23 protein-coding genes are annotated in these 26,995 nt (G+C 70.3%); 1 reads left to right on the top strand and 22 read right to left on the bottom strand.

Translation table 11 applies throughout. The features are described 5' to 3' along the window. Nucleotides 1-9: 9 nt before the first annotated feature. The 22 genes from JKG67_RS00405 to JKG67_RS00300 all read right to left on the bottom strand — a co-directional run bounded on the left by JKG67_RS00405 (nucleotide 10) and on the right by JKG67_RS00300 (nucleotide 26,620). Complete coding sequence (locus tag JKG67_RS00405; protein ID WP_203335295.1) at nucleotides 10-1,050, bottom strand: ABC transporter permease; 1,041 nt, start codon at nucleotides 1,048-1,050, stop codon at nucleotides 10-12. 10 nt (nucleotides 1,051-1,060) lie between these two features. Continuing rightward, nucleotides 1,061-2,602: an ABC transporter permease gene (locus JKG67_RS00400; RefSeq protein ID WP_203335294.1), complete on the bottom strand. Its 1,542-nt coding sequence runs from the start codon at nucleotides 2,600-2,602 to the stop codon at nucleotides 1,061-1,063. Between the two features lie 135 nt (nucleotides 2,603-2,737). Beyond that, entirely contained in the window at nucleotides 2,738-4,585 is a 1,848-nt protein-coding gene (locus tag JKG67_RS00395) for an ABC transporter family substrate-binding protein (protein WP_203335293.1), read from the bottom strand. A 203-nt stretch (nucleotides 4,586-4,788) separates the two neighbouring features. Then, the gene (locus JKG67_RS00390) at nucleotides 4,789-5,862 is read right to left on the bottom strand and encodes an amidohydrolase family protein (RefSeq protein WP_203335292.1); all 1,074 of its coding nucleotides are present in this window, start codon (nucleotides 5,860-5,862) and stop codon (nucleotides 4,789-4,791) included. A 10-nt stretch (nucleotides 5,863-5,872) separates the two neighbouring features. Beyond that, the gene (locus tag JKG67_RS00385) at nucleotides 5,873-6,241 is read right to left on the bottom strand and encodes a hypothetical protein (protein WP_203335291.1); all 369 of its coding nucleotides are present in this window, start codon (nucleotides 6,239-6,241) and stop codon (nucleotides 5,873-5,875) included. Between the two features lie 61 nt (nucleotides 6,242-6,302). Continuing rightward, on the bottom strand, nucleotides 6,303-7,868 hold the full coding sequence (gene ffh, locus JKG67_RS00380; protein WP_203335290.1) for a signal recognition particle protein: 1,566 nt from the start codon (nucleotides 7,866-7,868) through the stop codon (nucleotides 6,303-6,305). Nucleotides 7,869-7,941: 73 nt separating this feature from the next. Next, the gene (locus JKG67_RS00375; RefSeq protein WP_203335289.1) at nucleotides 7,942-10,185 is read right to left on the bottom strand and encodes a [protein-PII] uridylyltransferase; all 2,244 of its coding nucleotides are present in this window, start codon (nucleotides 10,183-10,185) and stop codon (nucleotides 7,942-7,944) included. Between the two features lie 63 nt (nucleotides 10,186-10,248). Then, a complete protein-coding gene (locus JKG67_RS00370; protein ID WP_203335288.1) occupies nucleotides 10,249-10,587 on the bottom strand; it encodes a P-II family nitrogen regulator in 339 nt (112 codons plus the stop codon). Further along, nucleotides 10,584-11,927 (bottom strand): ammonium transporter, encoded by a 1,344-nt coding sequence (locus JKG67_RS00365; RefSeq protein ID WP_203335287.1) that lies wholly within the window; start codon nucleotides 11,925-11,927, stop codon nucleotides 10,584-10,586. Before JKG67_RS00365 ends, JKG67_RS00370 begins: the two co-directional genes overlap by 4 nt. A 227-nt stretch (nucleotides 11,928-12,154) precedes the next feature. Then, a complete protein-coding gene (gene ftsY / locus JKG67_RS00360) occupies nucleotides 12,155-13,276 on the bottom strand; it encodes a signal recognition particle-docking protein FtsY (protein ID WP_203335286.1) in 1,122 nt (373 codons plus the stop codon). A gap of 152 nt (nucleotides 13,277-13,428) precedes the next feature. Then, nucleotides 13,429-13,629, bottom strand: a complete 201-nt coding sequence (locus JKG67_RS00355; RefSeq protein ID WP_203335285.1) for a hypothetical protein — start codon at nucleotides 13,627-13,629, stop codon at nucleotides 13,429-13,431. 158 nt (nucleotides 13,630-13,787) lie between these two features. Next, nucleotides 13,788-17,390, bottom strand: a complete 3,603-nt coding sequence (gene smc / locus JKG67_RS00350) for a chromosome segregation protein SMC (RefSeq protein ID WP_203335284.1) — start codon at nucleotides 17,388-17,390, stop codon at nucleotides 13,788-13,790. 106 nt (nucleotides 17,391-17,496) lie between these two features. Next, nucleotides 17,497-18,720: an MFS transporter gene (locus JKG67_RS00345; RefSeq protein WP_203335283.1), complete on the bottom strand. Its 1,224-nt coding sequence runs from the start codon at nucleotides 18,718-18,720 to the stop codon at nucleotides 17,497-17,499. A 59-nt stretch (nucleotides 18,721-18,779) separates the two neighbouring features. Beyond that, nucleotides 18,780-18,992 carry a hypothetical protein gene (locus JKG67_RS00340; RefSeq protein ID WP_203335282.1) on the bottom strand — a complete coding sequence of 71 codons (213 nt, stop codon included), beginning with the start codon at nucleotides 18,990-18,992 and terminating at the stop codon, nucleotides 18,780-18,782. A gap of 111 nt (nucleotides 18,993-19,103) precedes the next feature. Next, nucleotides 19,104-19,964: a bifunctional DNA-formamidopyrimidine glycosylase/DNA-(apurinic or apyrimidinic site) lyase gene (mutM, locus tag JKG67_RS00335; RefSeq protein WP_203335281.1), complete on the bottom strand. Its 861-nt coding sequence runs from the start codon at nucleotides 19,962-19,964 to the stop codon at nucleotides 19,104-19,106. A gap of 3 nt (nucleotides 19,965-19,967) precedes the next feature. Further along, nucleotides 19,968-20,711, bottom strand: coding sequence for a ribonuclease III (gene rnc, locus JKG67_RS00330; protein ID WP_203335280.1), 744 nt, complete (start codon nucleotides 20,709-20,711; stop codon nucleotides 19,968-19,970). Nucleotides 20,712-20,720: 9 nt separating this feature from the next. After that, entirely contained in the window at nucleotides 20,721-20,906 is a 186-nt protein-coding gene (gene rpmF, locus JKG67_RS00325) for a 50S ribosomal protein L32 (protein WP_203335279.1), read from the bottom strand. Nucleotides 20,907-20,955: 49 nt separating this feature from the next. Continuing rightward, a complete protein-coding gene (locus tag JKG67_RS00320; protein ID WP_238997762.1) occupies nucleotides 20,956-21,498 on the bottom strand; it encodes a YceD family protein in 543 nt (180 codons plus the stop codon). An 84-nt stretch (nucleotides 21,499-21,582) separates the two neighbouring features. Continuing rightward, nucleotides 21,583-22,089 (bottom strand): pantetheine-phosphate adenylyltransferase, encoded by a 507-nt coding sequence (coaD, locus tag JKG67_RS00315; protein ID WP_203335278.1) that lies wholly within the window; start codon nucleotides 22,087-22,089, stop codon nucleotides 21,583-21,585. Next, nucleotides 22,086-22,667: a 16S rRNA (guanine(966)-N(2))-methyltransferase RsmD gene (gene rsmD, locus JKG67_RS00310; RefSeq protein ID WP_203335277.1), complete on the bottom strand. Its 582-nt coding sequence runs from the start codon at nucleotides 22,665-22,667 to the stop codon at nucleotides 22,086-22,088. Before rsmD ends, coaD begins: the two co-directional genes overlap by 4 nt. Beyond that, complete coding sequence (locus JKG67_RS18990) at nucleotides 22,664-24,925, bottom strand: ATP-dependent DNA helicase RecG (RefSeq protein ID WP_203335276.1); 2,262 nt, start codon at nucleotides 24,923-24,925, stop codon at nucleotides 22,664-22,666. Before JKG67_RS18990 ends, rsmD begins: the two co-directional genes overlap by 4 nt. A 3-nt stretch (nucleotides 24,926-24,928) precedes the next feature. Then, the gene (locus JKG67_RS00300; RefSeq protein ID WP_203335275.1) at nucleotides 24,929-26,620 is read right to left on the bottom strand and encodes a DAK2 domain-containing protein; all 1,692 of its coding nucleotides are present in this window, start codon (nucleotides 26,618-26,620) and stop codon (nucleotides 24,929-24,931) included. A gap of 159 nt (nucleotides 26,621-26,779) precedes the next feature. Between JKG67_RS00300 and rpmB the strand changes: the two genes are divergently transcribed. Then, nucleotides 26,780-26,965, top strand: a complete 186-nt coding sequence (rpmB, locus tag JKG67_RS00295) for a 50S ribosomal protein L28 (protein ID WP_203335274.1) — start codon at nucleotides 26,780-26,782, stop codon at nucleotides 26,963-26,965. The last annotated feature ends 30 nt before the right edge of the window (nucleotides 26,966-26,995 follow it).

Below are 26,995 nucleotides of genomic sequence, written 5' to 3'. Positions count from 1 at the left end.
CTTCGGCGGTCACTGGGGGGCTCCCTTTTCGATCTTGCGGGCGGCGCGGGCCATCTGGCGGGCGGTGGGCACCTTCTTCTGACGTGGGTCGAAGGCATCGCGCAGCCCGTCACCGATGAAGTTGATGCTGAGCACCAACACGATGATGAAGAAGCCGGGCCACCAGAAGAGCCACGGTCGGGTGCTGAATGCCGACTGGTACTGGGAGATCATCAGGCCCAGTGAGACGTTCGGGGTCTGCACTCCGAAGCCGAGGTAGCTCAGCGCCGCCTCGAGCAGGATGGCGGCCGACATCACCAGGGTCAGGTTGACGATGATGACGCCCATCGCGTTGGGGATCATGTGCTTGCGGATGATCCGCCAGTCGCTGGCCCCGGCCACCCGGGCGGCGTCCACGAACTCGCGCTCGCGCAGGCTGAGGAAGTCGCCTCGGACGAGTCGGGCCATGCCCGGCCAGATCAGCAGCCCGAGGAAGAGTGCCAGCAGCGCCACGTTGCCGCCACCGGCGATCTTGCCCAGCACCGCGCCGACGACCACCAGTGGGAAGGTGATGATCAGGTCGGTCAGCCGCATCAGACCCTGGTCGATCCAGCCCCGGTAGAAGCCGGCGCAGGCACCGATCAGCACGCCGAGCACGGCGGAGACCAGTCCGATGATCACCATCACCTGCACCGACGTCTGCACCCCACGCATGGTGCGGGCGAAGATGTCCCGGCCGATCTCGTCCTGGCCGAACGGCGCGTCGCCGATCGCGAACCCGGAGCCACCGAGCCAGGTCGGCAACGCCATGGTCGGCCGGCCCATCGGGTTGATCAGGTCGAGCCGGGAGCTCGGGGTGTGCTGCCACCAGCCCGGGATCGGGCCGAAACCGATCGAGGTGAACGCCAGGCCCACCACCGCGAGCAGCGCCAGCAGGCCACCGATCGCGCCGCGGTGTCGGCGGAACCGGCGCCAGACGATCTGGCCCTGGGAGAGCCCCTGGACGTCCTTGAGTTCGATGGCGTTCTCGGCGACGTCCTCGTGTCCGGGACGGGGGGTATCGAAGGTCATCTCAGTCCCCTCACGCGTTCAGCCGGATCCGCGGATCCAGGATCGAGTAGCACAGATCGGCCACGAAGTTCGCGACCACCGCGAAGATGGCGGCGATCAGGATGTAGGCCATCACCGGCGCGATGTCGTTGGCGGCCAGGTGGTCGAGGAACATCCGGCCCATGCCGTACCAGGCGAAGATCCGTTCGGTGATCACCGCACCGCCCAGGATCGTGATCACGTCCACCGGGGCGATCGAGGCCAACGGGATCAGTGCGTTGCGGAACGCATGCCGCATCACCACGGTGCGCTCGGTGAGCCCCTTGGCGCGGGCGGTGCGGATGTAGTCCTGGTTGAGCACCTCCAGGGTGCTGGCCCGGGTGTACCTGGTGTAGCTGGCGTAACCGATCAGCACCAGGGTGATCGTGGGCAGCAGCAGGTGCGTGAAGAGGTCGGTGGTCTCCAGCCAGAAACTGCCCTCCAGGTTCGGAGTGCGCCGGCCGAAGGTGGCGATCGGCCGACCGCGGATCAGCGAGTGGGTGGTGTAGGTCTCCCAGGTCATGAAGAGCCGCTCGAAGAACAGCAACGAGGAGACCGGGATCGCGGTCAGCGCCGCGGTCCGCGCGGTCCGCCACGGGTCCGGTCCGCCCCACAGCCGCCCGATCAGCAGGCCGACCAGGACGGCGAGGACGCCGAGTGCGATGACCAGCGGCCAACTGACCGGCAGCCACACCCAGACATAGAACATCGGGTAGTAGAGCGCGACGCCCACTCCGGCGACGGTCAGTGCCCCGCCGAGTGAGCGACGGTCGCGCAGGCCGGTGGAGAGCATGGTCACCAGGAACGCCCAGCCGACCGCGATCAGGGCGAGGACCACGATGCCCATCGACGGGTCGATGAGCCACTTGGTCAGGTCCATGTAGAGCAGCACCCCGAGGGTGCCGAGGCTCGAGACGCCCAACACCTTGACGCGGGTGATCCAGTCGCCGCCGACCATCCCCATCGCGACCACGGAGACGGTGAACACCATCAGCACGTAGAACCAGACCGGGAAGTCGGGGTTGCGCAGGAAGTTGTTGAACTTGATCGCGCCCCACTGCTTGAGCAGCACCGCCACCCAGAAGACGGGCAGCGAGTAGAAGAGGAACGACATGAAGGTCACCGAGTAGTCGAACCCGGTGTACTGCCGCAGCGCCGAGATGATGCCGACGGCGATGCCGAAGAACATCCCGATGAAGGTGGCGGCGGTGACCAACTGCAACGTGGTCGCGACCACGCCGGCCAGCAGCCCGGTGACGGGTTGGCTGGTGGTCCAGGCGACCCCGAGGTTGCAGGACCCCCACAGACAGCCGGTGACGCCACCGAGCCAGTCGAAGTAGCGCAGGATCACCGGCGTCTCGAGGTTCAGCATCGCCACGCGGGCCGCGCGCTGGGCCTCCACGTTCGGATCGGTGCTGAGCCGCAGGCTCTCCAGCGGGTCGAGGGCGATGTCGACCAGCAGATACATGATGAAGGTGGAGACGAGCACCACCATCGTCGACGCCAACAGGCGTCGGATGAGGAACATGACCATCGTCGAGGCTTCTGACCTTCACTCGGAGTGGGACATGAGGGGGACCGGCCCGGGTTGGGGCACAGTGCTGGGGTGCCGCCGCCGGTGGGCGACGGCACCCCGCGAGGCTACGCCAGTGTCACGGCGCAGCCGTAATCACTCCGAGGGGATCTCCCAGTTCCAGAAACCGTAGAAGATCGTCGGGCTGATCGGCGACGGAGCCACGTTGGTGATCCGCTCCGCGTTCCAGGCAGCGATCGCCGGGAACTGGAAGATCGTCAGACCGTAGGCGTCGTCCACCAGGATCTTCTCGATCTGCTTCTGCAGCTCCAGCTGGGCGTCCGCGTCCGGGGTGATCGCGAGCTCGTCGAACAGCGCGTCCACCTCGGGGTTGCTGTAACCGCTGAGGTTGTTCACGCCACCCGTCTGGTAGGTCGGGTTGCTCTGCGCGACCGCAGTGGAGGTGGACTGCCATCCGAAGAAGGATGCGTCGTAGACACCGCTGCCGAGCATCGAACCCCAGTCGGGGCTGCTCTCGTTGATCAGGTTGAAGCCGGCCTCGGCGAGCGCCGGCTGCATGATCTCGAACTCGTTCTCACGACGGACGTTGCCCTCGGCGAAGAGGACCCGGACGTCGATCGGCGTGGAGACGCCGGCCTCTTCCAGGAGCGCCTGAGCCTTGGCGATGTCCTGCTGCTCGTACTCGAGCACGCCGCTGGCCTCGACAACCTCGTCGTAGCCGGGAGCGCCGGGGGCGATCAGCTGCGAGTGGCGGACCTCGGCGTCGGGAACCAATGGCCGGATCAGCTTCTCCACGATCTCCTCGCGCGGAACGGCGTAGAGGAAGGCCTGGCGCACCTTGAGTGCGGTCTCCTCGTCACCGTCGTAGGTGGCAGGGTCGAACGGACCGTTGTTGTCGAAGGTCAGGTCGATGTGCTCGTAGACACCCTCGATGCCCTGGTGCAGCTCAGCGAACTCGATGTTCTGCAGGGCGGCGAGCAGGTCAGCAGTGGCCTGCGGGGCGAACAGGTCGAGCTCACCGTTCTCCAAGGCCTGGGCCTGGGACATCGGGTCCTCGTTCCAGCGGACCGTGATGGTCTCGATGCTGGGCTGGTGGGCGCCTTCGTACTCCGGGTTGTACTTCAGCGTGATGTACTCCGCCTCCCGGAACTCGGTCATCAGGTAGGGGCCGCTGGACAGGTACAGCAGTTCGTCCTCGGGCAGGGACTTGTAGTTGAACCCGGAGTTCCAGAACTCCGAGATCGCCGACAACGCCTCGGTGTCGTTGTCGTTGATCGCGGCGACCAGAGCGTCCTTGGCTGCCTGCGGGTCGTCGATGTCCAGGGCCCGCATTGCGGTCACGTGCGCGGGGACCTCGACGTCGATGCCGATCTCCCAGTCCGCGTACGGCTCGTCGTAGGTGAAGGTGATGGTCTTGCCATCGTCACTGATCTCCGGGGTCTGGGTGACCAGGGCCATCGCGACGCCGGAGGTGTCGAAGTAGACCTCGCCGTTGAGCACCGGGTAGTTGGTGTCGGCGTCGCGCTCGACGTCGGCAGCCTCGATGGTGTTCAGGTGACCACCGTTGGCGGCCCACTGGATCAGCAGGTCGGCAGCGTCGACGGGCGTGCCGTCGGACCACTTGGCGGTGTCGGCGAACGTGTACTCGACGACCAGCGGGTCATCCGAGAGCAGTTCGTAGGTGCCGAACGAGGGGTCGGGCACGAGCTCGAGGTCGGGGTTGTAGTGGTTGAAGCTCGAACGCATCATGTAGGTGATGATCGAGTTGGCCGTCGCCCGCGTGTTCGAGGTGTCGGTGTTGTAGGCGAAGAACGGCTGGTTCCAGCCCACCGTGACAGCGGATCCGGGTACGACCCCGCCATCGGTGCCTGGGCCCGGGTCCGGGGTGTCCGGATCGTCGAGCGGAGTGCCGCACGCGCTGAGCGCGAGCACCGTGGCCGCAGCTACTGCGGCAAGTCTCTTGAGCTTCACGAAATCCTCCATCTAGTTCACCGAACCCCGCGGACTGTAGCCCGAGGAGTCTTGTGCTCAGGCAGGGTCAACGCATGCCTTGTGTCGCAGGACACTAGGCCACCAAACCACTTGGATCGGCCCACCGGAAGCACTGGTGACCGCATTGTTACCAAGGCGAGACACCCCGTGACACAACCGAGCCGTCACCGGCCTGGAGCGACGTGCGCGACGGGTCAGGCCACCACGCGGCCGCGCAGCACGATCCGGCTCGGCGAGGCCAGCACCGAGAGGTCCTTCAGCGGGTCGGCGGGGTAGACACAGAAGTCGGCCTCGGCGCCTTCGGCCAGGTCCGGGTCGTGCCCGAGCCAGGCCCTGGCTCGCCAGGAGGCGGCTCCCAGGGCGTAGTCCGCAGGCATCCCGAGACCGGCCATCGCCAGCACCTCCCCGGCCAGATTGCCGTGCCGGGCGACACCGCCGCCATCAGAGCCGGCGTACATCGGTACCCCCGCCTCGTAGGCGGTCATCAGTGTCTCTCGCCTGCGGTCGAAGAGGTCGGTCATGGTGGCGGCGTACGCCGGGAACTTCTCGGCGCCGGCCTCGGCGTAGCCGGGGAACTTCTCCAACTGCATCACGGTCGGCACCAACGCGGTGCCGGCGGCCGCCATCTGCTCGATCAGGTCGACAGAGAGGCCGGTGCCGTGCTCGATGCAGTCGATCCCGGCGGCCAGCAGCCCGGGCAGCACCTGGCCACCGAAGCAGTGTGCGGTCACCTTGGCCCCGTGGGCGTGCGCAGCCTCGATCGCGGCGGCGAAGGTCTCGGCCGGGAACGACGGCCTCAGGTCACCGTCGTCGCGGGAGATCCAGTCGCCGACCAGTTTGACCCAGCCGTCCCCACGACCCGCCTCGGTGATCACCTGGTCGACGAGCCCGTCGGGCTCCACCTCGTGGGCGTAGTTGCGGATGTAGCGCTTGGTGCGGGCGATGTGCCGACCGGCCCGGATCAGCCGGGGCAGATCCTCGCGTTCATGGATCCACCCGGTGTCCGCCGCGGAGCCGCAGTCGCGGATCAGCAGCGCACCGCCGTCCCGGTCCGCGACCGCCTGGGCCTCGGTGGTCTGCTCGTCGACGGCCCCGTCGTCGTCCAGGCCGAGGTGGCAGTGGGCGTCCACCAACCCCGGGACGATCCAGCCGGCCCCAGCCGTCTCGGCACCCAGCGGCTTCTCATAGCTGATCCGCCCGTCGACGACGTACAGGTCGCGGGTCTGTCCGTGCGGGAGCACCGGCCCGGTGAAACGCAATGCGGTCATGCGGCCGACGCTATCGGAGTTGATCCAGCAGCCAGGTCGGGCTGAACACGAACACACCGGCGCCCGTGTTGGCGGCCAGCGCCCGGTCGGCAGTGACCACCCCGACCCGGCGTCCCTCCGCCGCTGCCGCCCGGGCTTCGGCGATGATGCTGGCGTCGCCGTCCCGGGGTGCGTGCACGGTGCGCAGGTGCCCGTCCCGGCCGGCCGGCACGCCCGCCTTGGCGCCGCCTTCGAGGACCAGCACCACCTCGTCGTAGCCGAGATCCGCGACACACAACCGCTCGTGCAGGCGTCGGGCCGCACCGGCCCGGTCCTTCCACCAGCCGTCGGGCCGGCTGCCGACCACATTGGCGGCGTCGACGACGAGCACGCTGCTCACTTGAGGAACTTGCTCACTTCAGGACTCGATCACTTCAGGACTCGATCACTTCAGGACTAGATCACTTCAGGAACTTGGAGAAGTCCTCGGGGAGCTGGAACTCCTTGGCGGCCTTCTCGAGGTCGGCCGGGTCCATCGGCGCGCCGAACGGGTTCGCCGGCCGCTGCGACTCCTGCTGTTCCTGGGACCGCTTCTGGGCGGCCGCCTTGGCGGGGTTGCCGGAGACGCGCTTGCTCTTGCCCTTCTTCGGCGCCTGCTTGGCCTTGGCCCGCTTGCCCTGCCCGGGCATCCCCGGCATCCCCGGCATGCCGGGCATCCCGCCGCCACGGGCCATCTGCTCCATCATCTTGCGGGCTTCGAAGAACCGGTCCACCAGCGTGTTCACGTCGGAGACCTGGCGTCCCGAGCCCTTGGCGATCCGGGCCCGGCGGGAGCCGTCGATCAGCTTGGGGTTGGCCCGCTCGGCCGGGGTCATCGAGCAGATGATCGCCTCGATCCGGTCGATCTCGCGCTCGTCGAAGTTCTCCAACTGGTCGCGGAACTGCGCCATCCCGGGCAGCATCCCCATGATCTTGGAGAGCGAGCCGAGCTTGCGGACCTGCTGCATCTGCTCGAGGAAGTCGGTGAGGGTGAACTCCCCTCCCCTGCCGGCCAGCTTGTCGGCCGCCTTCATCGCCTGCTCGGCATCGAAGGTCTTCTCGGCCTGCTCGATCAGGGTGAGCATGTCGCCCATGTCGAGGATCCGGGACGCCATCCGGTCGGGGTGGAAGAGATCGAAGTCGGTCATCTTCTCGCCCGCCGAGGCGAACATCACCGGTCGGCCGGTGATCGAGGCGATCGACAGCGCGGCACCACCGCGGGCGTCGCCGTCGAGCTTGGTGAGGACGACGCCGTCGTACCCGACACCGTCGAGGAAGGCCTGGGCGGTGGTGACCGCGTCCTGACCGATCATCGCGTCCACGACGAAGAGCACCTCGTCGGGGTTGACCGCGTCCCGGATGTCCGCGGCCTGCTGCATCATCTCCGCGTCCACGCCGAGCCGGCCGGCGGTGTCGACGATGACCACGTCGTGCAGGGTGCGCTTGGCCTCCTCGATCGCGTCCCGGGCCACCTTCACCGGGTCGCCGACGCCGTTGCCGGGTTCGGGGGCGAACACCTTGACGCCGACCCGCTCACCGTTGACCTGGAGCTGGTTGACCGCGTTCGGGCGCTGCAGGTCCGCGGCCACCAGCAGCGGCTGCTTGTCCTGCTCCTTGAGCCAGAGGGCCAGTTTGGCGGCCAGGGTCGTCTTGCCTGCACCCTGCAGGCCGGCCAGCATGATCACCGTCGGGCCGGACTTGGCGTAGCGGAGTCGCCGGGTCTCGCCGCCGAGGATCGCCACCAGTTCCTCGTTGACGATCTTGATGACCTGCTGGGCGGGGTTCAGCGCGCCGCTGACCTCCTCGCCACGGGCCCGCTCCTTGACCGCGCCCACGAACTGCTTGACCACCGGCAGCGCGACGTCGGCCTCCAGCAGCGCGATCCGGATCTCGCGCGCGGTTGCGTCGATGTCGGCCTCGGAGAGGCGACCCTTGCCGCGGAGGTTCTTGAAGGTGTCGGCCAGACGGTCGGACAGGGTGGCGAACAAGGTGGTCTTCCTCGGTCAACGACGATGGAGCAGGACTGCCCCAGCCTAATGGCTGCCGGGTCGCGGGCTGTGGTCAGCCGGTCTCCACCAGGGCACTGACCGCCTCCCGGACGGCGTGGGCGGCCTCCGCGGCCCGCTCCTCCGACAAGATGCCGGCGCCCTCCTCCTGCACATAGAAGACGTCGACCGCCTGTGGGCCGAGCGTCGACACGTGCGCCGAGCGCACCGACATGCCCAACCCGGCCAGCACCGAGCAGACCAGATGCACCACTCCTTGGCGGTCATCCATCCGCACCTCCAGCACGGTCGCGGTCGCCGAGGCGCCGGGGCGGATCTGGACCGTCGGCTCCAGCCGGGACGGGGCCCTACGGGCCAGCCGCCTGGACACATCCACCCGGCCGGCGGCGATGCCGGAGAGTCGGTCGTGCAGCGCGCCGGGGTCGAGGTGCTGCTCGGCGACCTCCCACACCGACAACCCGTACTGGCCCTGGGTCCAGGCCCGCGCTGCCCGGATGCCGATCCTGAGCACCGCGAGCATCGCGGCCGCATCGGCCAGCAGCCCCACCCGGTCCCCGGAGACCACCAGCACCCGAGAGCCGTCGCCGGTGGCCTCCACGCCGACGTGCACCGCCCCGGGGTCGGCGAGCACGGCAGCGGGGATGACCATCTCCGGTTCGGCGATCCGCGGTGCCGAGGCGCCCGCGGCTCGCGCCAGCAGCGCCGCGTGCGCCCGGGTGCCCACCTGCCGCACCAGCCCGGCGCGCCACGAGGACCAGGCCTTCGCCGACGCCGAACGGGCGTCCGCCTCGGTCAGCGCGAGCAGTAGTGACGCCGCCTCCGCGGTGCCGAGCCTGGCCACCACGTGCTCGATGGTCGCCGGATCGTCGGGGTCGCGGGTGGTGGCCACCTCGCCGAGCAGCAGGTGCCAGCGGACCAGGGTGCCGATCAGATCGGCCTCCTCGGCGTCGAAGCCGATCCGCGCGGCCACCTCACGGGCGATCGGCTCGCCGGCGATGCTGTGCTCGGTGAGGTCGCCCTTGCCGATGTCGTGCAGCAGGGCGGCCACCAGCAGTACGTCGGGGCGGGCCACCCGGCGGATCAGCGCGGAGGCCTCGATGCAGGTCTCGACGACGTGCCGGTCGACGGTGAACCGGTGGATCGCCGAGGCGTGCGGCAGCAGCCTGATGCGTTCCCACTCGGGCAGGATCAGGTCGGTCGCCCCCGTCTCCTCCAGGGTCTCCCAGACCGGCAGCAGCGACCTGCCGGCGGCGAGCAGCCTGACGAGGAGTTGCCGGGCCTCGGCCGGCCACGGCTCGGGGAGTCGGGCGCCGTCACGGACCAGTCGGGACACGGTGGCCGGAGCCAGCACTGCCCCGCGTTCGGCGGCCTCGGCGGCTGCCCGAAGCAGCAGCAGCGGATCCCCGGCCACCGGGGCACCCTTGTCCAGGACCACCTCTCCCCGACTCAGCGCCACGCCCGGGGCGATCGGCTCCAGCGCCGGCCTACGGCTCCCCCGCAGCGTCGCTCGCCGCTCGGTGAGCCGGTCCACCCGCTGCCAGGTGAGCCGGGACAGGTGAGTGAGCCGGCGACCGGCGCGTCGTACGTGCATCTGCACGGCCACCACGTCGTCGAACCCGAGCCGCTCGGCCAACTCCGGCCACATCTCCGGAGCGACCCGGTCTCCCGCCCGACCGGCGTGCTCGTGCATCTGGTCGCGGAAGTCGAGGAGTGCCTGCCGGGAGCGCTCCATCTCCTGGTGCGGCACGTCGACCAGCCAGGTGGCGACCAGGGCGCGCAGCACACCGGCGTCGCGGAGGCCGCCCTCGGCCTCCTTGATGTCCGGGACCGATTCGTGGGCGAGTTCGCCGGCCAACCGGTGTCGGTTGAGCACCAGCTCGTGGAGTCGGGGCAGCCGGTCCCGGGCATGCCGGCGCCACCGGCCCAGGACGGCGGTGCGCAGTTGCAGGGTCAGGTTGGGGTCACCGGCGACGTGCCGGGCATCGAGCAGCCCCAGCGCCACCTTGAGGTCCTCGTCGGCCGCCTCGATGGTGCCGGTCAGGCTGCGCACCGCGTGGTCGATCTTGTGGCCGGAGTCCCAGAGCGGGTACCAGAGTGCGGTGGCCCAGTCGCCAGGCTCGACGTCGTCGGCATGGACCAGCACCAGGTCGAGGTCGGAGTACGGCGCCAGCTCCCGCCGCCCGTAGCCACCGACCGCGACCAGGGCGACGCCCGAGTCCGGGGCGGCCACTCCGGCGAAGGCGGCCGCGCACAGCTCGTCGGCGGCCTCGGTGCGCTGCTCCCGGTCGGCTGCGCTCACCGGTCACCCCCCGACGACGGTGGCCGGGTCGGCTGCCGCCGACCCGGCCCGATGCCGCATCGCTCAGATGGCAGCGGCGTCACGGTCGCCGGTGCGGACCCGGACGACGGTCTCGATGCCGCTGACCCACACCTTGCCGTCGCCGATCCTGCCGGTCTGGGCGGTCTTCACGATGAGGCCGACGATGTCGTCGGCGTCCTCGTCGTCGACCACGATCTCGATCCGGATCTTGGGGACCAGGGCGATGTCGTACTCGGCGCCGCGGTAGACCTCGGTGTGACCCTTCTGGCGGCCGTATCCGGACACTTCGCTGACCGTCATCCCGGTCACCCCGAAGCCCTCCAGGGCCTCCCGGACGTCCTCCCACTTGTGCGGCTTGATGACCGCGGTGACCAGCTTCATGCGCCTTCTCCTTCGGTGAGGGTGGTTCCGGTGAAGTGGCTGCGGCGACTGCCGGCGACGGCCACGAAGTCATAGGCGGACTCGCCGTGCTCGCTCAGGTCGATCCCGGCCACCTCGTCCTCCTCGGCGATCCTCCAGCCCATGGTCGCCTTCAGCGGCACCGCGATGACCAGGGTGGCCACTGCGCTCCACGCCATGGCGAACGCCGCGATGGCGATCTGGACGACCAACAACTTGATCCCGTCACCGTAGAACAGCCCGCCGCTGGTGGCGAGGAACCCGAGCGCCACGGTGCCGATCAGGCCTCCGACCAGGTGGACGCCGACCACGTCGAGGGAGTCGTCGTAGTTGAACCGGTACTTGAGGCCGACCGCCATCGCACACACCGAGCCGGCGATCAGGCCGAGGACGATGGCGCCCACCGGGCTGAGGTCCCCGGCGGCCGGGGTGACGGCGACCAGACCGGCGACGATGCCCGAGGCGGCACCGAGCGAGGTGGGCTCGCCGTCGCGGATCTTCTCCACGATCAGCCAGCCCAGGATCGCGGCGGCGGTGGCGGTGAGCGTGTTCACCCAGGCCAGACCGGCCTCGCCGTTGGCGCCGTACGCCGAGCCGGCGTTGAAGCCGAACCAGCCGAACCAGAGCAGACCGGCGCCGAGCATCACGAACGGCAGGTTGTGCGGACGCATCGGCTCGCGACCGAAGCCCTTCCGGACTCCGATCAGCACCGCCAGCACGAGTGCGGCGACGCCGGCGTTGATGTGCACCACGGTGCCGCCGGCGAAGTCGATCGGGGCGACCAGCGCCTCGCCGTCCTCAGCCCCGAACAACCAGGCGGCGATGCCGGACTCGCCGTCACCGAGGATGCCGCCACCCCACACCATGTAGGCGAGTGGGAAGAAGGAGAGAGTGACCCACAGGGCCGAGAAGACCAGCCAGGTGGAGAACCGGACCCGGTCCGCGATGGCACCAGCGATCAGGGCGACGGTGATGATCGCGAAGGTGGCCTGGAAGCCGACGTCGACGATCACCGGCAGGCCGCCGTCGAGCGCGAACTCGCCTGCGTCGTCGTACATGGTCCCCTGCAGTCCGAACTGCTCGAAGGGGTTGCCGAAGAGGCCGAGGACGCCGGAGTCGGCGTAGGACATCGACCAGCCCCAGAGGACGTAGATGACGGTGACCAGGCCGAGGGCGCTGAAGCACATCATCATCATGTTCAGGACGGACTTCGCCCGCACCATGCCGCCGTAGAAGAACGCCAGCCCGGGCGTCATCAGCAGCACCAGCGAGGCGGAGGTCAGCATCCAGGCGGTCAGACCGGGATCGAGTGCGTCTTCCATGCTCAGTAGTTCCTCGTCGCGTCGAACTCTGCGGGGACTGCGGCTGCCGACAGCCGTGTCGGCAGCCACCGTCCCCCGGTTCCGGCAACCCTGCTGGGACGACGTTTCAACACCGACGCTCGAATGTTTCACCCAGGTAACGAGTCCGCCGCGAAAGTTACACCCCCATCACGCCGACTTGGGCCCCATCCGCGCCGACTTGGGCCTTATCCGCGCCGAGTTGGGCCTTATCCGCCGAGCAGGGCGTCGACGAAGGCTTCCGGGTCGAAGGGGGCGAGGTCGTCGGGCCCCTCCCCGACGCCGACCAGCTTCACGGGTACGCCGAGTTGGCGCTGTACGGCGACCACGATGCCGCCCTTGGCCGAGCCGTCCAGCTTGGTCAACACGATCCCGGTGACGTCCACGACCTCGCTGAACACGCGGGCCTGGACCATGCCGTTCTGGCCCGTGGTGGCGTCCAGGACCAGCAGCACCTCGGTGACCGGCGCCTGCTTCTCGATGACCCGCTTGACCTTGCCGAGCTCGTCCATCAGGCCGGCCTTGTTCTGCAGCCGGCCGGCGGTGTCCACCAGCACCGTGTCCACTCCGGCGTCGATGCCCTGCTTGACCGCGTCGAAGGCGACGCTTGCCGGGTCGGTGCCCTCGGGACCGCGCACCACCTCGACACCGACGCGATCACCCCAGGTGGCCAACTGCTCGACCGCGGCGGCTCGGAACGTGTCGGCGGCCCCCAACAGGACAGTGCGATCCTCGGCCACCAGGATCCGGGCGATCTTGCCCACGGTGGTGGTCTTGCCGGCACCGTTCACCCCGACCACCAGCACGATGCCCGGCTGGCCGTCCGCACCGGAGACAGCGAGGCGACGGTCGGCCTCGGGGTTGAGCAGGGTGAGCAGCTCTTCGCGCAGCACGGTGCGCGGGTCGGGGGCTTCGCCGCCTTCGACGCGCAGCCGGGAGCGCAGTCGGTCCACCAGTTCCTGGGTGGGGGCGACGCCGATGTCGGCGGTGAGCAGGGTGTCTTCGATGTCCTCCCAGGTGTCGGAGTCCAACCGGTCTCGGCTCAGCAGCGCCAGCAGCCCACGGCCCAAGGCGCCTTGGGAACCGGACAACCGCTGCCGCAGCCGGACCAGCCGGGACTCGCGGCCCTCGGGTCGCTCCAACGTGGGCGCGCTGGGCTCCGGCTCGGTGACCGACTCGGGTGGTTCCAGCAGGTCGGTGCCAGGTGCCTGGGTCGGCTGAACGGTCGGAGTGTCGACCTTGTCGCCCCGCCCACTGCGGAGCAGTCCGACCAGGACCAGCAGGCCGACGACGGCGATGCCGACGATCAGCAGAATCCACTCAAGAGCCATGGGCGCAATCCAACCAGATGGAGCCAGTCGTCGAGCTGCGGCCGTGGCGTGGACTTCCGGTGAGCCGCCCGGTCACCAGCTCAGTCCGTGGATCGACCACGCTCCGTGGCCAGCGCGACGGCATCGTCCCAGGTCTTCGGGACCCCTGCGCGCTAGGCGCGGCTGGATCGGCTGAGCTCCGCGCCCCGCTCGGCCTCGTCGAGGACCGGCAGCGGCTCGACGGCCTTGCGCAGCGCCTCGCCCAACCACGGGGCTGCGGGAACCTCCAGGCCACGGTGCGGGAAGGCGACGTACACGACGACGGCTCCGCTGACGAGCAGCACCACGAGCATGGTCAGCACGATGGGCAGCATGGGGGTTCGCCTCCGGGAGGATTCGACAGACCGAGAGCGGCCACCGTGACGGCGCCGCGGGATCGAGGTGATCCATCCGGAAGGCTAGCCCAGCCAGCCCACAACATCACCAACCCGGCGATGTGATCTCGCCCATCCCTCAGGCGGACTCGGCTCCCTCAGGCCGACTCGGCCTCGCGGAGCCGCTGGCTGATCACCGCGGACACCCCGTCGCCGCGCATCGTCACGCCGTACAGCGCGTCCCCGACCTCCATGGTGCGCTTCTGGTGAGTGATCACCAGCAGTTGGGAGTGGGTCCGCAGCTCTTCGTAGATCTGCAGCAGCCGGCCCAGGTTCGTGTCGTCCAGCGCCGCCTCGACCTCGTCGAGGATGTAGAACGGGCTCGGCCGGGCCTTGAAGAGCGCGACCAGGAACGCCACCGCCACCAGCGAGCGCTCACCACCTGACAGCAGCGACAGCCGCTTGACCTTCTTGCCCGGCGGTCTCGCCTCCACCTCCACACCGGTGGCCAACATGTTGCCCGGGTCAGTGAGCACCAACCGCCCCTCGCCGCCGGGGAAGAGCCGGGAGAAGGTCTCCTCGAACGCCTTCTCCACGTCCCGGTAGGCCTCGGTGAAGACCTGTTCCACCCGCTGGTCGACCTCGTGGACGATCTCCATCAGGTCCTTGCGGGTGCGCTTGAGGTCCTCCAACTGCTCGGTGAGGAACTTGTGCCGCTCCTCCATTGCGGAGAACTCCTCCAGCGCCAACGGGTTGACCCGGCCGAGCATCGCCAGGCCACGCTCGGCGGCGCGCAGGCGCTTGACCTGTTCTTCGCGGACGTACGGGATCGTCTGGGGTTGCTGCTCGTCGCTTCCGGTGTCGTCGGCGCCGCCCGTCTCGCCGTCCGTCTCATCGTCCGCGCGGGCCACCGGCACCGGTACGTCGGGCCCGTAGTCGCGGACCAGGGCCTCGGCATCGAGGCCGAGCTCGTCCATGGCCCGTTCGGTGAGCTGCTCGATCCGCATCCGCTGCTGGGTGCGAGCCATCTCGTCGCGATGCACCGACGCCACCAGGGAGTCGTGCTCCGCGGTCAGGTCCCGCAGCCGCCCGCGCACCGCGAGCAACTCCTGCTCGCTGGCCCGCCGGGACTCCTCCACCTCGCCGCGGGCCACCGCGGCCAGGTCGATCGACCTCTCGAGTCGGTTCAACACGTGCTCCACGGCCACCCCGACGGCGCGTGCGGCCTGACCTTCACGGATCAGCCGTTCCCGTCGTTCGGCGGCCTTGGCCCGGGCCTCACGTTCGGAGCGGGCAGCGCGGCGGAGCGAGTCGGCGCGGCCGTGCAGGGCACGGGCCCGCTCCTCGGCCGTGCGCAGCCCCAGCCGGGCCTCCATCTCGCTCTGGCGCGCGGACCGGGAGGCTTCGATGAGTTCTTCGCGACCGGCGGTGTCCGGTTCCTCGTCCGGGGCCTCCTCGGCGGCGTCCAGCCGGGCGGTGAGCTCCTGAAGGGCCACCTGCGCCTGCTCCCGTGCCTGCTGGGCGGAGGCGATCGAGGCGCCGAGCCGCTCGGCCTCGGCCCGGGCCGAGCGCGCGGTCGCGCCGTACTGGCCCAACTCCTCGGCCACCGCGGCCAGGGTCGCGTCGGACTCGTGCAGCCGGGCCAGGGCCACATCCACCCGCTGCTTGGCGGCGGTGCGTTCGTTGTCGAGTCCGGCGATCTCGAAGCCGAGCCGCTCGGTGTCCGCGATCGCGGCGGCGAGCTGAGCGGCGGCCTCGTCGACGGCGGCCTGCACCTCGATCAGGCTCGGCCGGCTGCTGGAGCCGCCGATGGCGAAGTGAGCCCCGAGCACGTCCCCGTCGGCGGTGACCGCGGTGACGTCGGGGAGGGCAGCCACCAACTCGCGTGCCTGGGTCACATCGCCGACCACGGCAGTCTTGAAGAGCAGCCGGGTCAGCGCGGGCCGGACCTCCTCGGGTGCCTCCACCAGATCCACCGCGTACGACGCATGGCTGGGCAGACCGGGCCAGGCGGCGTCGTCGGTGGTCTCGGCGATCCCCCGGGAGAGCACCAGGCCGGCCCTGCCGAGGTCCTCGGTCTTGAGCAGCGCCAACGCGGCCAGTGCCGCGTCCGGGTCGGTGACCGCGACCGCGTCCGCGGCCTGGCCCAGCGCCGCGGCGATCGCGGCCTCGTGGCCGGGGCGCACCGACAGCAGTGCGGCGACCGAGCCGAGCAGCCCGGAGATCGGCTCCGAGGCGGCCAGCAGGGCGCCGGCGCCGTCCTTGCGGTCCAGGCCGACCTCCAGACCCTCCTTGCGGGCAGCCGACGCGGACCGGCTACGTTCGGCCTGCTGGGCCTCCTCGCGGAGTTTGCTGAGTCGTTCCTCGATCTCGTCCAGGGCCGCTGACGCTGCTTCGTGTTCGGCGTCGAGGCCCTCCTCGCCTGCGTCCAGCCCGGCGACCTGGGTCTCCAGGGCGGTGAAGTCGTGCTGGGCACGGTCGGCGCGGGCGAGTGCCTCCTCGCGGGCGCTGGTCAGTCGGCCGATCTCGTCGTCGGCTGCGGCCACCCGGGATCTGCCGGCGTTGACCTGGCCGTGCAGCCGGGCCAGCCCTTCGCGCCGGTCGGCGGCGGCTCGTTGCAGGCCGGCGATCCGCCGGTCCTCGGCCGCGGCGGCCTCCTCGGCGGCGACCCGAGCCGCGACCGCCTCGTCGAGGCGCTCCTTGAGGGTGCCCACTTCGGCCGTGATCGCGGCCTCGGCCTGGGCGGCCTGCTCGGCCTCCGCCTCGAGCTGGTCGGGGTCGCGGCCGCCGGTGTCGACCGGGGACGCCTCGGAGTCGGCGGCGTTGCGGACCCGCTCGGCGGCCAGCGCCCGGGTGCCGCGCAGCCGTTCGCGCAGCCCGGAGAGGGCGAACCAGGTCTCCTGGGCGCGGGCCAGGTCGGGCAGCCGCTCGGCGAGCCCGGCCTCCAGCGCCGCCTCCTGCTCCCGGGCGGCGGCGAGCTCGGCCTCGACCTGGGCGCGGCGCTCCAGCAGCACCGACTCGTCGGCCATCTCCTGCTCCAGGGCGGTGGTGGCGGTGACCATGTCGTCGGCGAGCAGCCGGGCTCGCGCGTCCCGGACGTCGGCCTGCACCATGGCGGCCCGGCGGGCCACCTCCGCCTGCCGACCCAACGGCTTGAGCTGTCGCCGGATCTCGGTGAGCAGGTCGGCCAGCCGGGTCAGGTTGCCCTCGGTCGCATCGAGCTTGCGGAGCGCCTTCTCCTTGCGCTTGCGGTGCTTGAGGACGCCGGCGGCCTCCTCGATGAACCCGCGCCGGTCCTCGGGGGTGGCGTGCAGGATCGAGTCGAGTTGGCCCTGGCCGACGATGACGTGCATCTCGCGGCCGATGCCGGAGTCGCTGAGCAGTTCCTGGACGTCGAGCAGTCGGCAGGAGCTGCCGTTGATGGCGTACTCGGAGCCGCCGTTGCGGAACATCGTCCGGGTGATCGTCACCTCGGCGTACTCGATCGGCAGCGCACCGTCGGAGTTGTCGATGGTCAGCGACACCTCGGCCCGGCCCAGCGGCGGACGGCCGGCGGTGCCGGCGAAGATGACGTCCTCCATCTTGCCGCCGCGCAGCGACTTGGCGCCCTGCTCCCCCATCACCCAGGCCAACGCGTCGACGACGTTCGACTTGCCGGACCCGTTGGGCCCGACGATGCAGGTGATGCCCGGCTCCAGCTGCAGCGTGGTGGCGGAGGCGAAGGACTTGAAGCCCTTGAGCGTCAGGGTCTTGAGGTACAAGGACGGCTCCCGGGGGTGATGCGTGTCGGCGGTGTGGCGTGCCGATCGAGGGGAAGCTCGGCACGCCACACCCTACTCGCCCGCGGACCGTGCCCGCGGGAGGCGGTCACGAGTCGGCGTGCGCGATGTGGTCCAGCTGCCGCCAGATCAGTGCCAGCACCACCGCGGAGCCGACGAAAGCGAACCAGAACGGCGCGGTGATCGAGAACCAGCCGGCGATCACACCGCCGAGGGCGGCGCCGATCAGCAGCCCGCCGATGCTGCACAGGTGGGTGACGCTGGTGACCCGCCCCTGATAGGACGTCGGCACGGCCCGCTGCCGGATGGTGTTCGCGATGGTGCCCCAGATGAACGCGTGGGCGCCGAAGGCGACCAGGGTCAGGCCGGCCAACCAGGCCCAGGTGGTGGTGGCCAGGATCAGGTGGGTGAGCGTCTCCACGATCAGGCCGACCCGCATCAAGGTGGCGAACGAGACGAACCGTTCCAGCCAGCCGAAGGTGAAGGTGGCGGCGATGCCACCCACCGCCATCGCGGTGAGCAGCAGGCCATAGCCGACCTCATTGAGCCCGAGCCGCTGGTCGGCGAGCAGCACCAGCATCGCCCAGGCCGCCCCGAAGGTGATGTTGAAGGCCAGCACGGTCAACGCCAGCGTCCGCATCGCCGGGTGTGCGACCAGCCACCGGACCCCGGCGCGGACGTCGGCCAGCACGGAGGTCCGGGCGGTGCGCGCCTCCGGGCCGGGGATCCGGATCCGGGAGACCAGCACCGCGCCGGCGGCCATCAGCACCGCTTCGACGGCGAACGGCCAGACCATCCCGATCGCGAAGAGGGCGGCCCCGATCGGCGGCCCGACCAGCTGATTTGCGGTCAGGAACGACCCCATCATCCGAGCGTTGGCGATGCCCAGGTCCGGCTTCGCCACCATCATCGGCAGCAGCGCCCCCTGGGTGGTGTCCACGAAGGTCTCGGCGACACCGAGCAGGAAGAGCGCGGCCAGCACCGCCACCACACTGACCGAGCCGGTGGCGATGACCGCGACGAGGCCAATCAGCAGCAGCACCCGGATGGTGTTGCCGGTGACCACGATCAGCCGACGGTCGAGCCGGTCGGTGAGCACCCCGGCGAACAGCCCGAGAAGCAGGAACGGCAGGCGCTGGACGAAGAGCGCCATCGCCACCAGCCGTGGGTCCGACGTCTGCGAGGCGATCAGCAGCGGGCCCGCGGCGAGCGCGATCCCATCGCCGATGTTGGTGAAGACCGAGGCACTGAAGAGCCAGCGAAAACTGGTGCCCAGACGTCGCGGGGCGACGACCTCAACCGGACTTCTCACAACCGGTGAGCGTACTCAGCCACTCCCCCGGTGCGCACCTCAATTTGTTGAGGGCTGGTTCAGGCAGGCTGCATCTCGTTGGAGAGTTCGAGCGTCTCCAGGTCGAGGGAGGATGCCTCCTGGGCAGATACCAGCGCGTCGTTCTCGTCCTTGAGCCGCAGCACGAGTTCTTGAAGCTCGACCACGCGGGCGCGCAGTCGGCTGTTCTCGGCCACGAGGTGGACGGGGGTACGCAGGTCGCTGTTCATGTAACCGATCAGCGCCTTGGCCATAAAGAGCCTCCGAAGATGTGAAGGTGCGGTGTGATGACACCGGGCCGGGGCGATACCGGCCATCTACCAGAGTCCCACGTGTGGGCGCTCAGGGCAAGCCCACGACGCCCCTCAGAGCCCGGTCTGCCGCGGTTTGCGCTGACACGCCGGACACCAGAACGAGGACCGGTTCATGAACGCGGTACGCCGGATCGACGTGCCGCAGCGCTGGCACGGCTCCCCCTCACGGCCGTAGGCGCGCAGCGACCGGTCGAAATAGCCGCTGGCGCCGTTGACGTTCACGTAGAGGGCGTCGAACGAGGTGCCTCCCTCGGCAAGCGCCTGCCGCATCACCTCCCGGACGTGACCGAGCAGTTCGGCCACCTGGGTCCGGGTCAGCCGGTCGCCGGGCCGCTCACCGTGCAGCCGGGTCCGCCACAGCGCCTCGTCGGCGTAGATGTTGCCGACCCCGGAGATCAGCTGCTGGTCGAGGAGCTGCCGTTTGATGCCCGAGCGACGGCGCCGTACCCGGGCGATGAAGGCGTCGTCGTCGAACTGCGAGTCGATCGGGTCCCGGGCGATGTGGGCGATCTGCTCCGGCAGGCTAGCCCCACCGGCCGAGACCAGGAGGCCGCCGAACATCCGCTGGTCGACGAACCGCAGTTGCAGCGGCTCACCGGCCCGGCTCAGGTGGAACCGGACCCGCAGGTGTCGCTCGTCCTCGACCGCGGCGGCCTGCACCAGCATCTGGCCGCTCATCCCCAGATGGGCCAGCAGCGCGTCGGTGTCGTCCAGCGCGAGCCACAGATACTTGCCCCGGCGCCGGGCCGCGGTCAGGGTGCGCCCGGTCAGCGCTGCGGCGAAGCCGTGCGGGCCGAGCGGGTCGCGTCGTACCGGCCGGGGGTGCAGGACCTCCACGGCGTCGATGACGGCACCGACGACGTGCCGGTCCAGGCCGGCACGAACCACCTCGACCTCGGGGAGTTCGGGCACCGGTCAGTCGGCCTGACTGACCGCCGGGTCGTCGGCCGCGACGATCTCGCGGTAGGCGGTCTCGGCCGCCTGCTGCTCGGCTTCCTTCTTGGAGCGCCCCTCGCCGGCGCCGTAGAGCTCCCCGGCGACGCGGACCCGGGCATGGAAGGTCTTCATGTGGTCGGGACCGAAGTCCTCGATCACGTACTCCGGCACCCCGAGGGTCCGCTCGGCGGAGAGTTCCTGCAGCGACGTCTTCCAGTCCAGGCCGGCACCCATGTCGGCTGCCTCGGTCATCAGGTCGTCGAAGAGTCGGTGCACCACCGGGTCGGAGGCGGCGAAGCCACCGGACAGGTGGATGGCGCCGATCACGGCCTCGACGGTGTCGGAGAGGATCGACGCCTTCTCCCGGCCGCCGGTGGCCTCCTCACCGCGGCCGAGCATCACGTGCTCCCCGAGACCGATCTGGCGAGCGACTCCGGCCAGCGCCCGCGCGTTGACGACGGCAGCCCGCAGCTTCGCCAGCCGTCCCTCGGACAGGTCCGGGTGGGTGCGGTACAGCGTCTCGGTGACCACCACCCCGAGCACCGAGTCGCCGAGGAACTCGAGGCGCTCGTTGGTGGGCAGGCCGCCGTTCTCGTACGCGTACGACCGGTGGGTCAGAGCGCGCTCGAGCAACTCGGCGTCCAGGACGGGGTGGCCGAGTGCGGCACGGAGGGCGACGTAGTCGTCCTCCCCGGGCTTGTCAGCGCCGGCGGCGGCGGTCATACGCGAGTGCTACAGAACCTGGCGACGGTCCGCACGAGCGCCGTACTGACCACACTCACCGCAGGCACGGTGCGGGAGGTGCTTGGCACCGCAGGCAGCGTTGGCACAGGTCACCAGGGTCGGCACGACGGCCTTCCACTGCGAGCGACGGTGACGCGTGTTGCTGCGCGACATCTTCCGCTTCGGAACAGCCACTTCAATCTCCTCATACTCGGCCGGTGGCCCTCGCCACTGCCTGTGTTGGTCAGTCCTGGTCCTGCTGGAGATCCGCCAGAGCGGACCACCGCGGGTCGATCGCAGCTTCGTGAGCATGGTCCGGGTCGTCCGCGAGTCGGGCACCACACTCGATGCACAACCCCGGGCAGTCCTCGGTGCACACGGGCTGGAACGGCAGTGCCAGCACCACCGCGTCCCGCAACACCGGCTCCAGGTCAAGCAAGTCGCCCTCGAGCCGGCTGACCTCGTCGTCCTCGGGGTCCTGATCGCGGTCGTCGTAGAAGTACAGCTCCTGGAGCGGCACCGAGATCTCCTCGGCCACCTCTGCCAGGCACCGTACGCACTCGCCGACCAGGTCGGCGTACGCCGATCCGGTGACCAGAACCCCCTCCACCACTGCTTCCAGCCGCAGGTCGACCTCGACCGGCGAGCCTTCCGCGATGGAGAGGACTTCGATGCCCAGACCTGCCGGCGCCGGTGCCGTGAACGACATCTGACGATCGGACCCCGGGCGGCGTCCGAGCTCGCGTGTATCGAGCACGAACGGCGCTCTCGGGTCCAGATTGCTCAAGGTGTCACTCCTGATTCCGGACACGACAGGTCGACCGCACAGACTACCGGCCCAGCACCCGGGTCACCAAACCCGGTCGGGGCGTCACCCGCCGTTGCTCGCGGCGAGCCTCTCGGTCAGCGCGTCGTTGACGAAGCCCGGCACCAGGGAGGAGACGTCCCCACCGAAGGCCGCCACCTCCTTGACGAGACTGGAGGCCAGGAACGAGTACTCCGGGCTGGTCGGCACGAAGACCGTCTCCACGGCGGTGAGGCTGGAGTTCATCTGCGCCATCTGCAGTTCGTAGTCGAAGTCGCTGACCGCGCGCAGCCCCTTCACGATCGCGATGATGTCCCGTTCGACGCAGAAGGTGGTCAACAGCCCCGAGAACCCGTCCACGGTGACGTTCGGGTAGTCGGCGCAGGCACGCCGGAGCATCGCCATCCGTTCCTCTGCGGAGAAGAGCCGGTTCGACGACTTCGACTTGTTCACACCGACCGCGACGACGACCTCGTCGAAGAGGCCCGCAGCGCGGGAGATGATGTCGATGTGCCCGTTGGTGACGGGGTCGAACGAACCCGGGCAGACGGCACGACGGACACGATCACTCATCGACTCTCCTCAGCTTCGCCCGTGGGCGCGGTCGCGAACCACAGCGTCGTCTCACCATAGCGACGCCGGCGCTGGGCAGTGAGCCCGGCCGGCCAGCGTGGCTCGCGGCTGCGGCCGGAGCGTTCCACCACCACCAGGGCGTCCTCGGCCAGCCACCCCCCGGAGACCAGCGCGGCCAGATCCCCCGCCACGTCGTCGTCGGGCAGCGGGTACGGCGGGTCGGCGAAGACGATGTCGTACCCGTGGTCGGCGCCTCGGGCCAGCGTCGCGGCCACCGGCCCGGCGACCACCCGGGCCAGGTCACAGCCGATGCTGCGGGCGTTCGCGGTGATCAGGGCTGCGGTACGCCGGTCCGACTCGACCAGGGTCACCCAACTGGCCCCGCGGGACCAGGCCTCCAGGCCGACCGCGCCGGTGCCGGCGTACAGATCGAGGAACCGGACCCCGGCCAGTCCCGACCAGGCCTCCAGGGCCGAGAACAGGGCCTCCCTGACCCGATCCGAGGTCGGCCGGGTGTCCAACCCTCGGGGTGTCTGCAGGCGGCGACCGCCGGCCACGCCGGCGATGATCCGGGTCACGACCGCTCCAGGAACTCAGAGGCCGCGGACTCCTCCAGGGCAGCCACCTCGGCGGCCAGCCCCGGCCAACGAGCCAGTTCGGCGTCCTCGGCCAGCAACAGGTCGGCCTCCTCGCGGGCAGCCAGGATCGTCTGCTCGTCGCGCAGCACCCGAAGGTTCTGCAGCGACGACCGGAAGCCGGACTGGGAGGCCCCGAGCACGTCACCCTCGCGGCGCTGCTCCAGGTCGACGCGGGCCAGCTCGAAGCCGTCCCGGGTGGCTGCCACGGCGTCCAGTCGCTCCCGGGCCGGAGAGTCGGGGTCGGCATGGGTGACCAACAGACACAAGCCCGGCAGCCCACCGCGCCCGACCCGGCCACGGAGCTGGTGCAGTTGGGAGACGCCGAACCGGTCGGCGTCGAGCAGCACCATGGTGGTGGCGTTGGGGACGTCGACGCCGACCTCGATGACCGTGGTCGCGACGAGCACGTCGATGGCCCCGGCAGCGAAGTCGCGCATCACCTGGTCCTTCTCCTCGGTCGGCAGCCGGCCGTGCAGCATCGCCACCCGCAGCTGCGACAACGGGCCCTCGGCGAGATGGGCGGTGAGTTCCTCGACGGCGGCCAGCGGCCGGGTCACCGGCACCTCCTCGCCCTCGTCGTCGACGTCGACCTGGTCGACCTGGCCGGCTTCGGCCACCTCGCCACCGATCCGGGGGCAGACCACGAAGACCTGGTGTCCGCGGGCTGCCTCCTCGGTGACCCGCTGCCAGACCCGGGGCAGCCACCCCGGCTGCTCGGCCAGTGGCACCACGGTGGTCTGGACGTCGGCCCGGCCGGCGGGGAGTTCGCGCAACGTGGACGTCTCCAGGTCGCCGAAGACCGTCATCGCCACCGTCCGCGGGATCGGCGTCGCGGTCATCACCAGCAGATGCGGAGGGGTGCCGGCCTTGTCGGTGAGGGCGGCCCGCTGCTCGACCCCGAAGCGGTGCTGTTCGTCGACGACCACCAGACCGAGGTCGGCGAAGGACACCTGGTCGGTGAGCAACGCGTGGGTGCCGATCACGATGCCGGCCTCGCCGCTGGCCAACCGGGACAGCGGCCCGGTGCGCTGGGCCTTGGTCATCGACCCGGTGAGCAGCTCCACACAGGTCGCCTCGGCCGCGCCCGTGAGCATGCCGCCCGCGGCCAGGTCCCCGAGCATCGCGGTGATCGAGCGGTGGTGCTGGACGGCCAGCACCTCGGTAGGTGCCAGCAACGCCGCCTGACCCCCCGAATCGACCACCCGCAGCATCGCCCGCAGCGCGACCAGGGTCTTGCCGGAGCCCACCTCGCCCTGGAGCAGCCGGTTCATCGGGTGCGGCTGGGCCAGGTCGGTGAAGATCTCCTCGCCGACCTGCCGCTGGCCGGTGGTCAACTCGAAGGGAAGCCGCGCGTCGAAGGCCGCCAACAGGTCGCCGCCTCCGGCGCGGGGCCGGGCGCCGGCCCGGCGTACCGCGGCCCGGCGCCGCGCCAACACCAGCTGGGTGGTCAGCGCCTCGGCGAACCGGTACCTGCGTCGGCCGGAGTTCACCTCGGCGTAGTCGGCCGGGGTGTGCAACAGGGCGCAGGCCGTGGCGCGGTCCAGCAGCCGGTGGCGTGCCCGCACCTCCTCGGGGAGGACGTCCGGGAGCGGGTCGACCACGTCGAGGGCGAAGCCGATCACCTGCTGCAGGTCCCACGACTCGATGCCCGCACTGGCCGGGTACAGCGGGAACAGGCCACGCAGCCGGTTGACCGCGGCCAGCGCCGCCTGATCCTTCTCCGAGACCTCGCCGGCGTCGCTGTGGAAGGGGATCACCTGCGGGTTGGCCAGCTGCCAGATGTTCCGGAACCGGCCCACCTTGCCGACGAAGACACCCTCGCGTCCGGGCGCCAACTGGCTGGCCCGCCACCCGGCGACGTGCTTGTTGGGCGCGAAGAAGGTCATCGTCAGCTGCGGTCCGTCGGTGGCCACGACCGTCTCCACCCGATAGGCCTGACGTCCGGTACGCCGGTCGGAGTAGGCCCGCACGGCCGACTCCACGACCCGGCCCACCACGGTGATCTGATCCCCCTCGGTGAGGTCGGCGATCCTGGTCAGCTCCCCCATCGGCAGGTAGCGACGGGGGAAGTGCTCGATCAGGTCGCCGACGGTCTCGATGCCGAGCCGGGTCAGCGCCTTGCGGCGGGCGGCCGCCTTCTTGCCCCCGGCACCGGCGTTGCCGAGCACCGCCTCGACGGGCGAGTCGAGTCCGATCACGCCTCACTCCACGCTGATCAGCAGCGGGTAACGGTCCTGGCCGCCGTCGTGGACGGAGACCTCCACCAGCGGGTGCTCGCTCTCGATCCGTTCGGCGCAGGCACGGGCCAGGGCTCCGGTGTCGTCGTCGCGGCCGGAGACCAGGGTGACGAGCTCACCACCGCCACCGAGCAGCCGTTCGGCGACCTCGGTGGCCACCTGGGCCAGGTCGTCGCCGACGACCGTGAAGTCACCGGCCAGCACACCGAGCACGTCGCCGGGCTCGCACGGCCCGGCCATCGTCATCGCCTTCTTGGCCGCGATGGTGACCGCCCCGTGGCGCGCGCCACGCGCGGTCGCGGTCATCTCCAGTACGTCGGCGTCGAAGCTGCGACCCGGCTCATGCACCGCTGCCGCGGCCAGTCCCTGGACCTGCGCCTGGCTGGGGATCACCGCGACCCGCACCTCACCGCCCTCCTCAGCGGTCCGGGCCGCGATCTCGGCAACCTTGATCGAGTCCGGGTCGTTGGGCAGCAGCACCACCTCGGCGGCCCCGGTGGCCTCGATCGCGTCCAGCAGCATCTGGGTGGAGGGACGTTCGCCGGGACCGCCGCGGACCACCACCGCACCCGCGCCGGCGAACAACTTCTCCAACCCCGGTCCGGCCGCCACGGCGACGATCCCCCGGCCGGCGGGTGTCGCAGCGCGGGCATCTCGGGCGGCAGCCACCTGTTCGGCGAAGTGGGTGACCCGGATCCGGTACGGCCGCCCGGCGGCGATGCCGGCCTCGATCGCCGCACCGACGTCGTCGACGTGGATGTGGACGTTCCACAGCCCCTCGCCGCCGATCACCACCAGCGAGTCACCCAGGGGGGCCAACTCCTGGCGCAGCACCGGCACCTGCTCATCGACCGCGTCGAGCAGGTACATCACCTCGTACGCCGGTCCGTCCGCGGTCAGGTCATCCCCGGTCAGAGTCCGCGGCAGCACCGGCACCGGGATGTGCCGGCGCTCCTCGGTGGGGCTGGGGCGTCGGCCGGTGAGGGTGGTCTCGGTGGCGTCCAGGACCACACACAGGCCCCGGCCGCCGGCGTCGACCACGCCCGCCTCGGCCAGCACTCGGAGCTGTTCGGGGGTCCGGGCCAGCGCCTCCCGGGCCGCGGCGGCAGCGGCGGCGTACACATCCCCGGTGCGTGTCTCGCCCTGGGCGGCCACGGACAGGGCCGCGTCGCTGGCTGCGCGGGCGACAGTGAGGATGGTGCCCTCCACCGGCTCCCCGACGGCCGCATAGCTGGCATCGGTGGCCAGGTGCATGGCGTCGGCGACGACGGCGGCGATCCGCTCCTCCGCACGGGCCTTGCCGAGCCGGCCGGTGACCGCACCCAGCATCTGGGCCAGGATCACCCCGGAGTTGCCTCGGGCCCCGAGCAGCGCGCCCCGGGAGAGCGCGGTCAGCGCGGTCCTGGCCTGATCCGCGTCGGCGTCGGACTCGTGGCCGGTCAACCCCAGATCGGCGATCGCCTGATGCAGGGCGTCCCTGGCCGCGGAGACCGTCAGGAACATGTTGGTGCCGGTGTCCCCGTCGGGCACCGGATAGACGTTCAGGGCGTCGATCTCCTCGCGCGCCTCGCCGAGGGCGTCGGTGGCGAGGTCCACAACCCGGACGATCACGGCCAACGCGGGCGTGGCGGCAACGGAGCCCGACGCGTCACTCATGGCGGCCAGCCTACTGGCCGACGCCGATTGGCCCGGGACACCACCCATCGGATACTCTTGCGAGGTTGCCCACTGGTGTGGGCGCCCCTGTTCAGTTAGTCATGCAGCGACGCAGGTCAGTCAACTGTTTCGTCCCTGTCCGAGTTAGAGGAGTCCCCGGTGGCCGCCGTCTGTGACATCTGCGCCAAGAAGCCCGGCTTCGGCAACAACCGCCCGTGGTCGCGCAAGATCACCAAGCGTCGCTTCAACCCGAACATCCAGCGTGTCCGGGCCACCGTCAACGGCGCCCCGAAGCGTGTCAACGTGTGCACCAGCTGCCTGAAGGCTGGCAAGGTCAGCCGCTGACCCCACGCACCTGCAGGCCCCCGCGAGCGT

The sequence above is a fragment of the Nocardioides limicola genome (assembly GCF_016827675.1).
Taxonomy (GTDB): domain Bacteria; phylum Actinomycetota; class Actinomycetes; order Propionibacteriales; family Nocardioidaceae; genus Nocardioides; species Nocardioides limicola.
Note: the sequence above shows the minus strand (reverse complement) of the source record. Positions and strands in the feature narration are given on the sequence as shown.

Coding starts and splice junctions, on each gene's coding strand:
- rnc (WP_203335280.1), bottom strand. CDS start 20,711: ATGACCGCCGCCGCCGGCGCTGACAAGCCCGGGGAGGACGACTACGTC.
- coaD (WP_203335278.1), bottom strand. CDS start 22,089: ATGAGTGATCGTGTCCGTCGTGCCGTCTGCCCGGGTTCGTTCGACCCC.
- JKG67_RS00390 (WP_203335292.1), bottom strand. CDS start 5,862: ATGACCGCATTGCGTTTCACCGGGCCGGTGCTCCCGCACGGACAGACC.
- JKG67_RS00395 (WP_203335293.1), bottom strand. CDS start 4,585: ATGGAGGATTTCGTGAAGCTCAAGAGACTTGCCGCAGTAGCTGCGGCC.
- ftsY (WP_203335286.1), bottom strand. CDS start 13,276: ATGGCTCTTGAGTGGATTCTGCTGATCGTCGGCATCGCCGTCGTCGGC.
- JKG67_RS00400 (WP_203335294.1), bottom strand. CDS start 2,602: ATGGTCATGTTCCTCATCCGACGCCTGTTGGCGTCGACGATGGTGGTG.
- JKG67_RS00340 (WP_203335282.1), bottom strand. CDS start 18,992: ATGGCCAAGGCGCTGATCGGTTACATGAACAGCGACCTGCGTACCCCC.
- JKG67_RS00370 (WP_203335288.1), bottom strand. CDS start 10,587: ATGAAGCTGGTCACCGCGGTCATCAAGCCGCACAAGTGGGAGGACGTC.
- JKG67_RS00405 (WP_203335295.1), bottom strand. CDS start 1,050: ATGACCTTCGATACCCCCCGTCCCGGACACGAGGACGTCGCCGAGAAC.
- JKG67_RS00300 (WP_203335275.1), bottom strand. CDS start 26,620: ATGAGTGACGCGTCGGGCTCCGTTGCCGCCACGCCCGCGTTGGCCGTG.
- JKG67_RS00365 (WP_203335287.1), bottom strand. CDS start 11,927: ATGGAAGACGCACTCGATCCCGGTCTGACCGCCTGGATGCTGACCTCC.
- JKG67_RS00355 (WP_203335285.1), bottom strand. CDS start 13,629: ATGCTGCCCATCGTGCTGACCATGCTCGTGGTGCTGCTCGTCAGCGGA.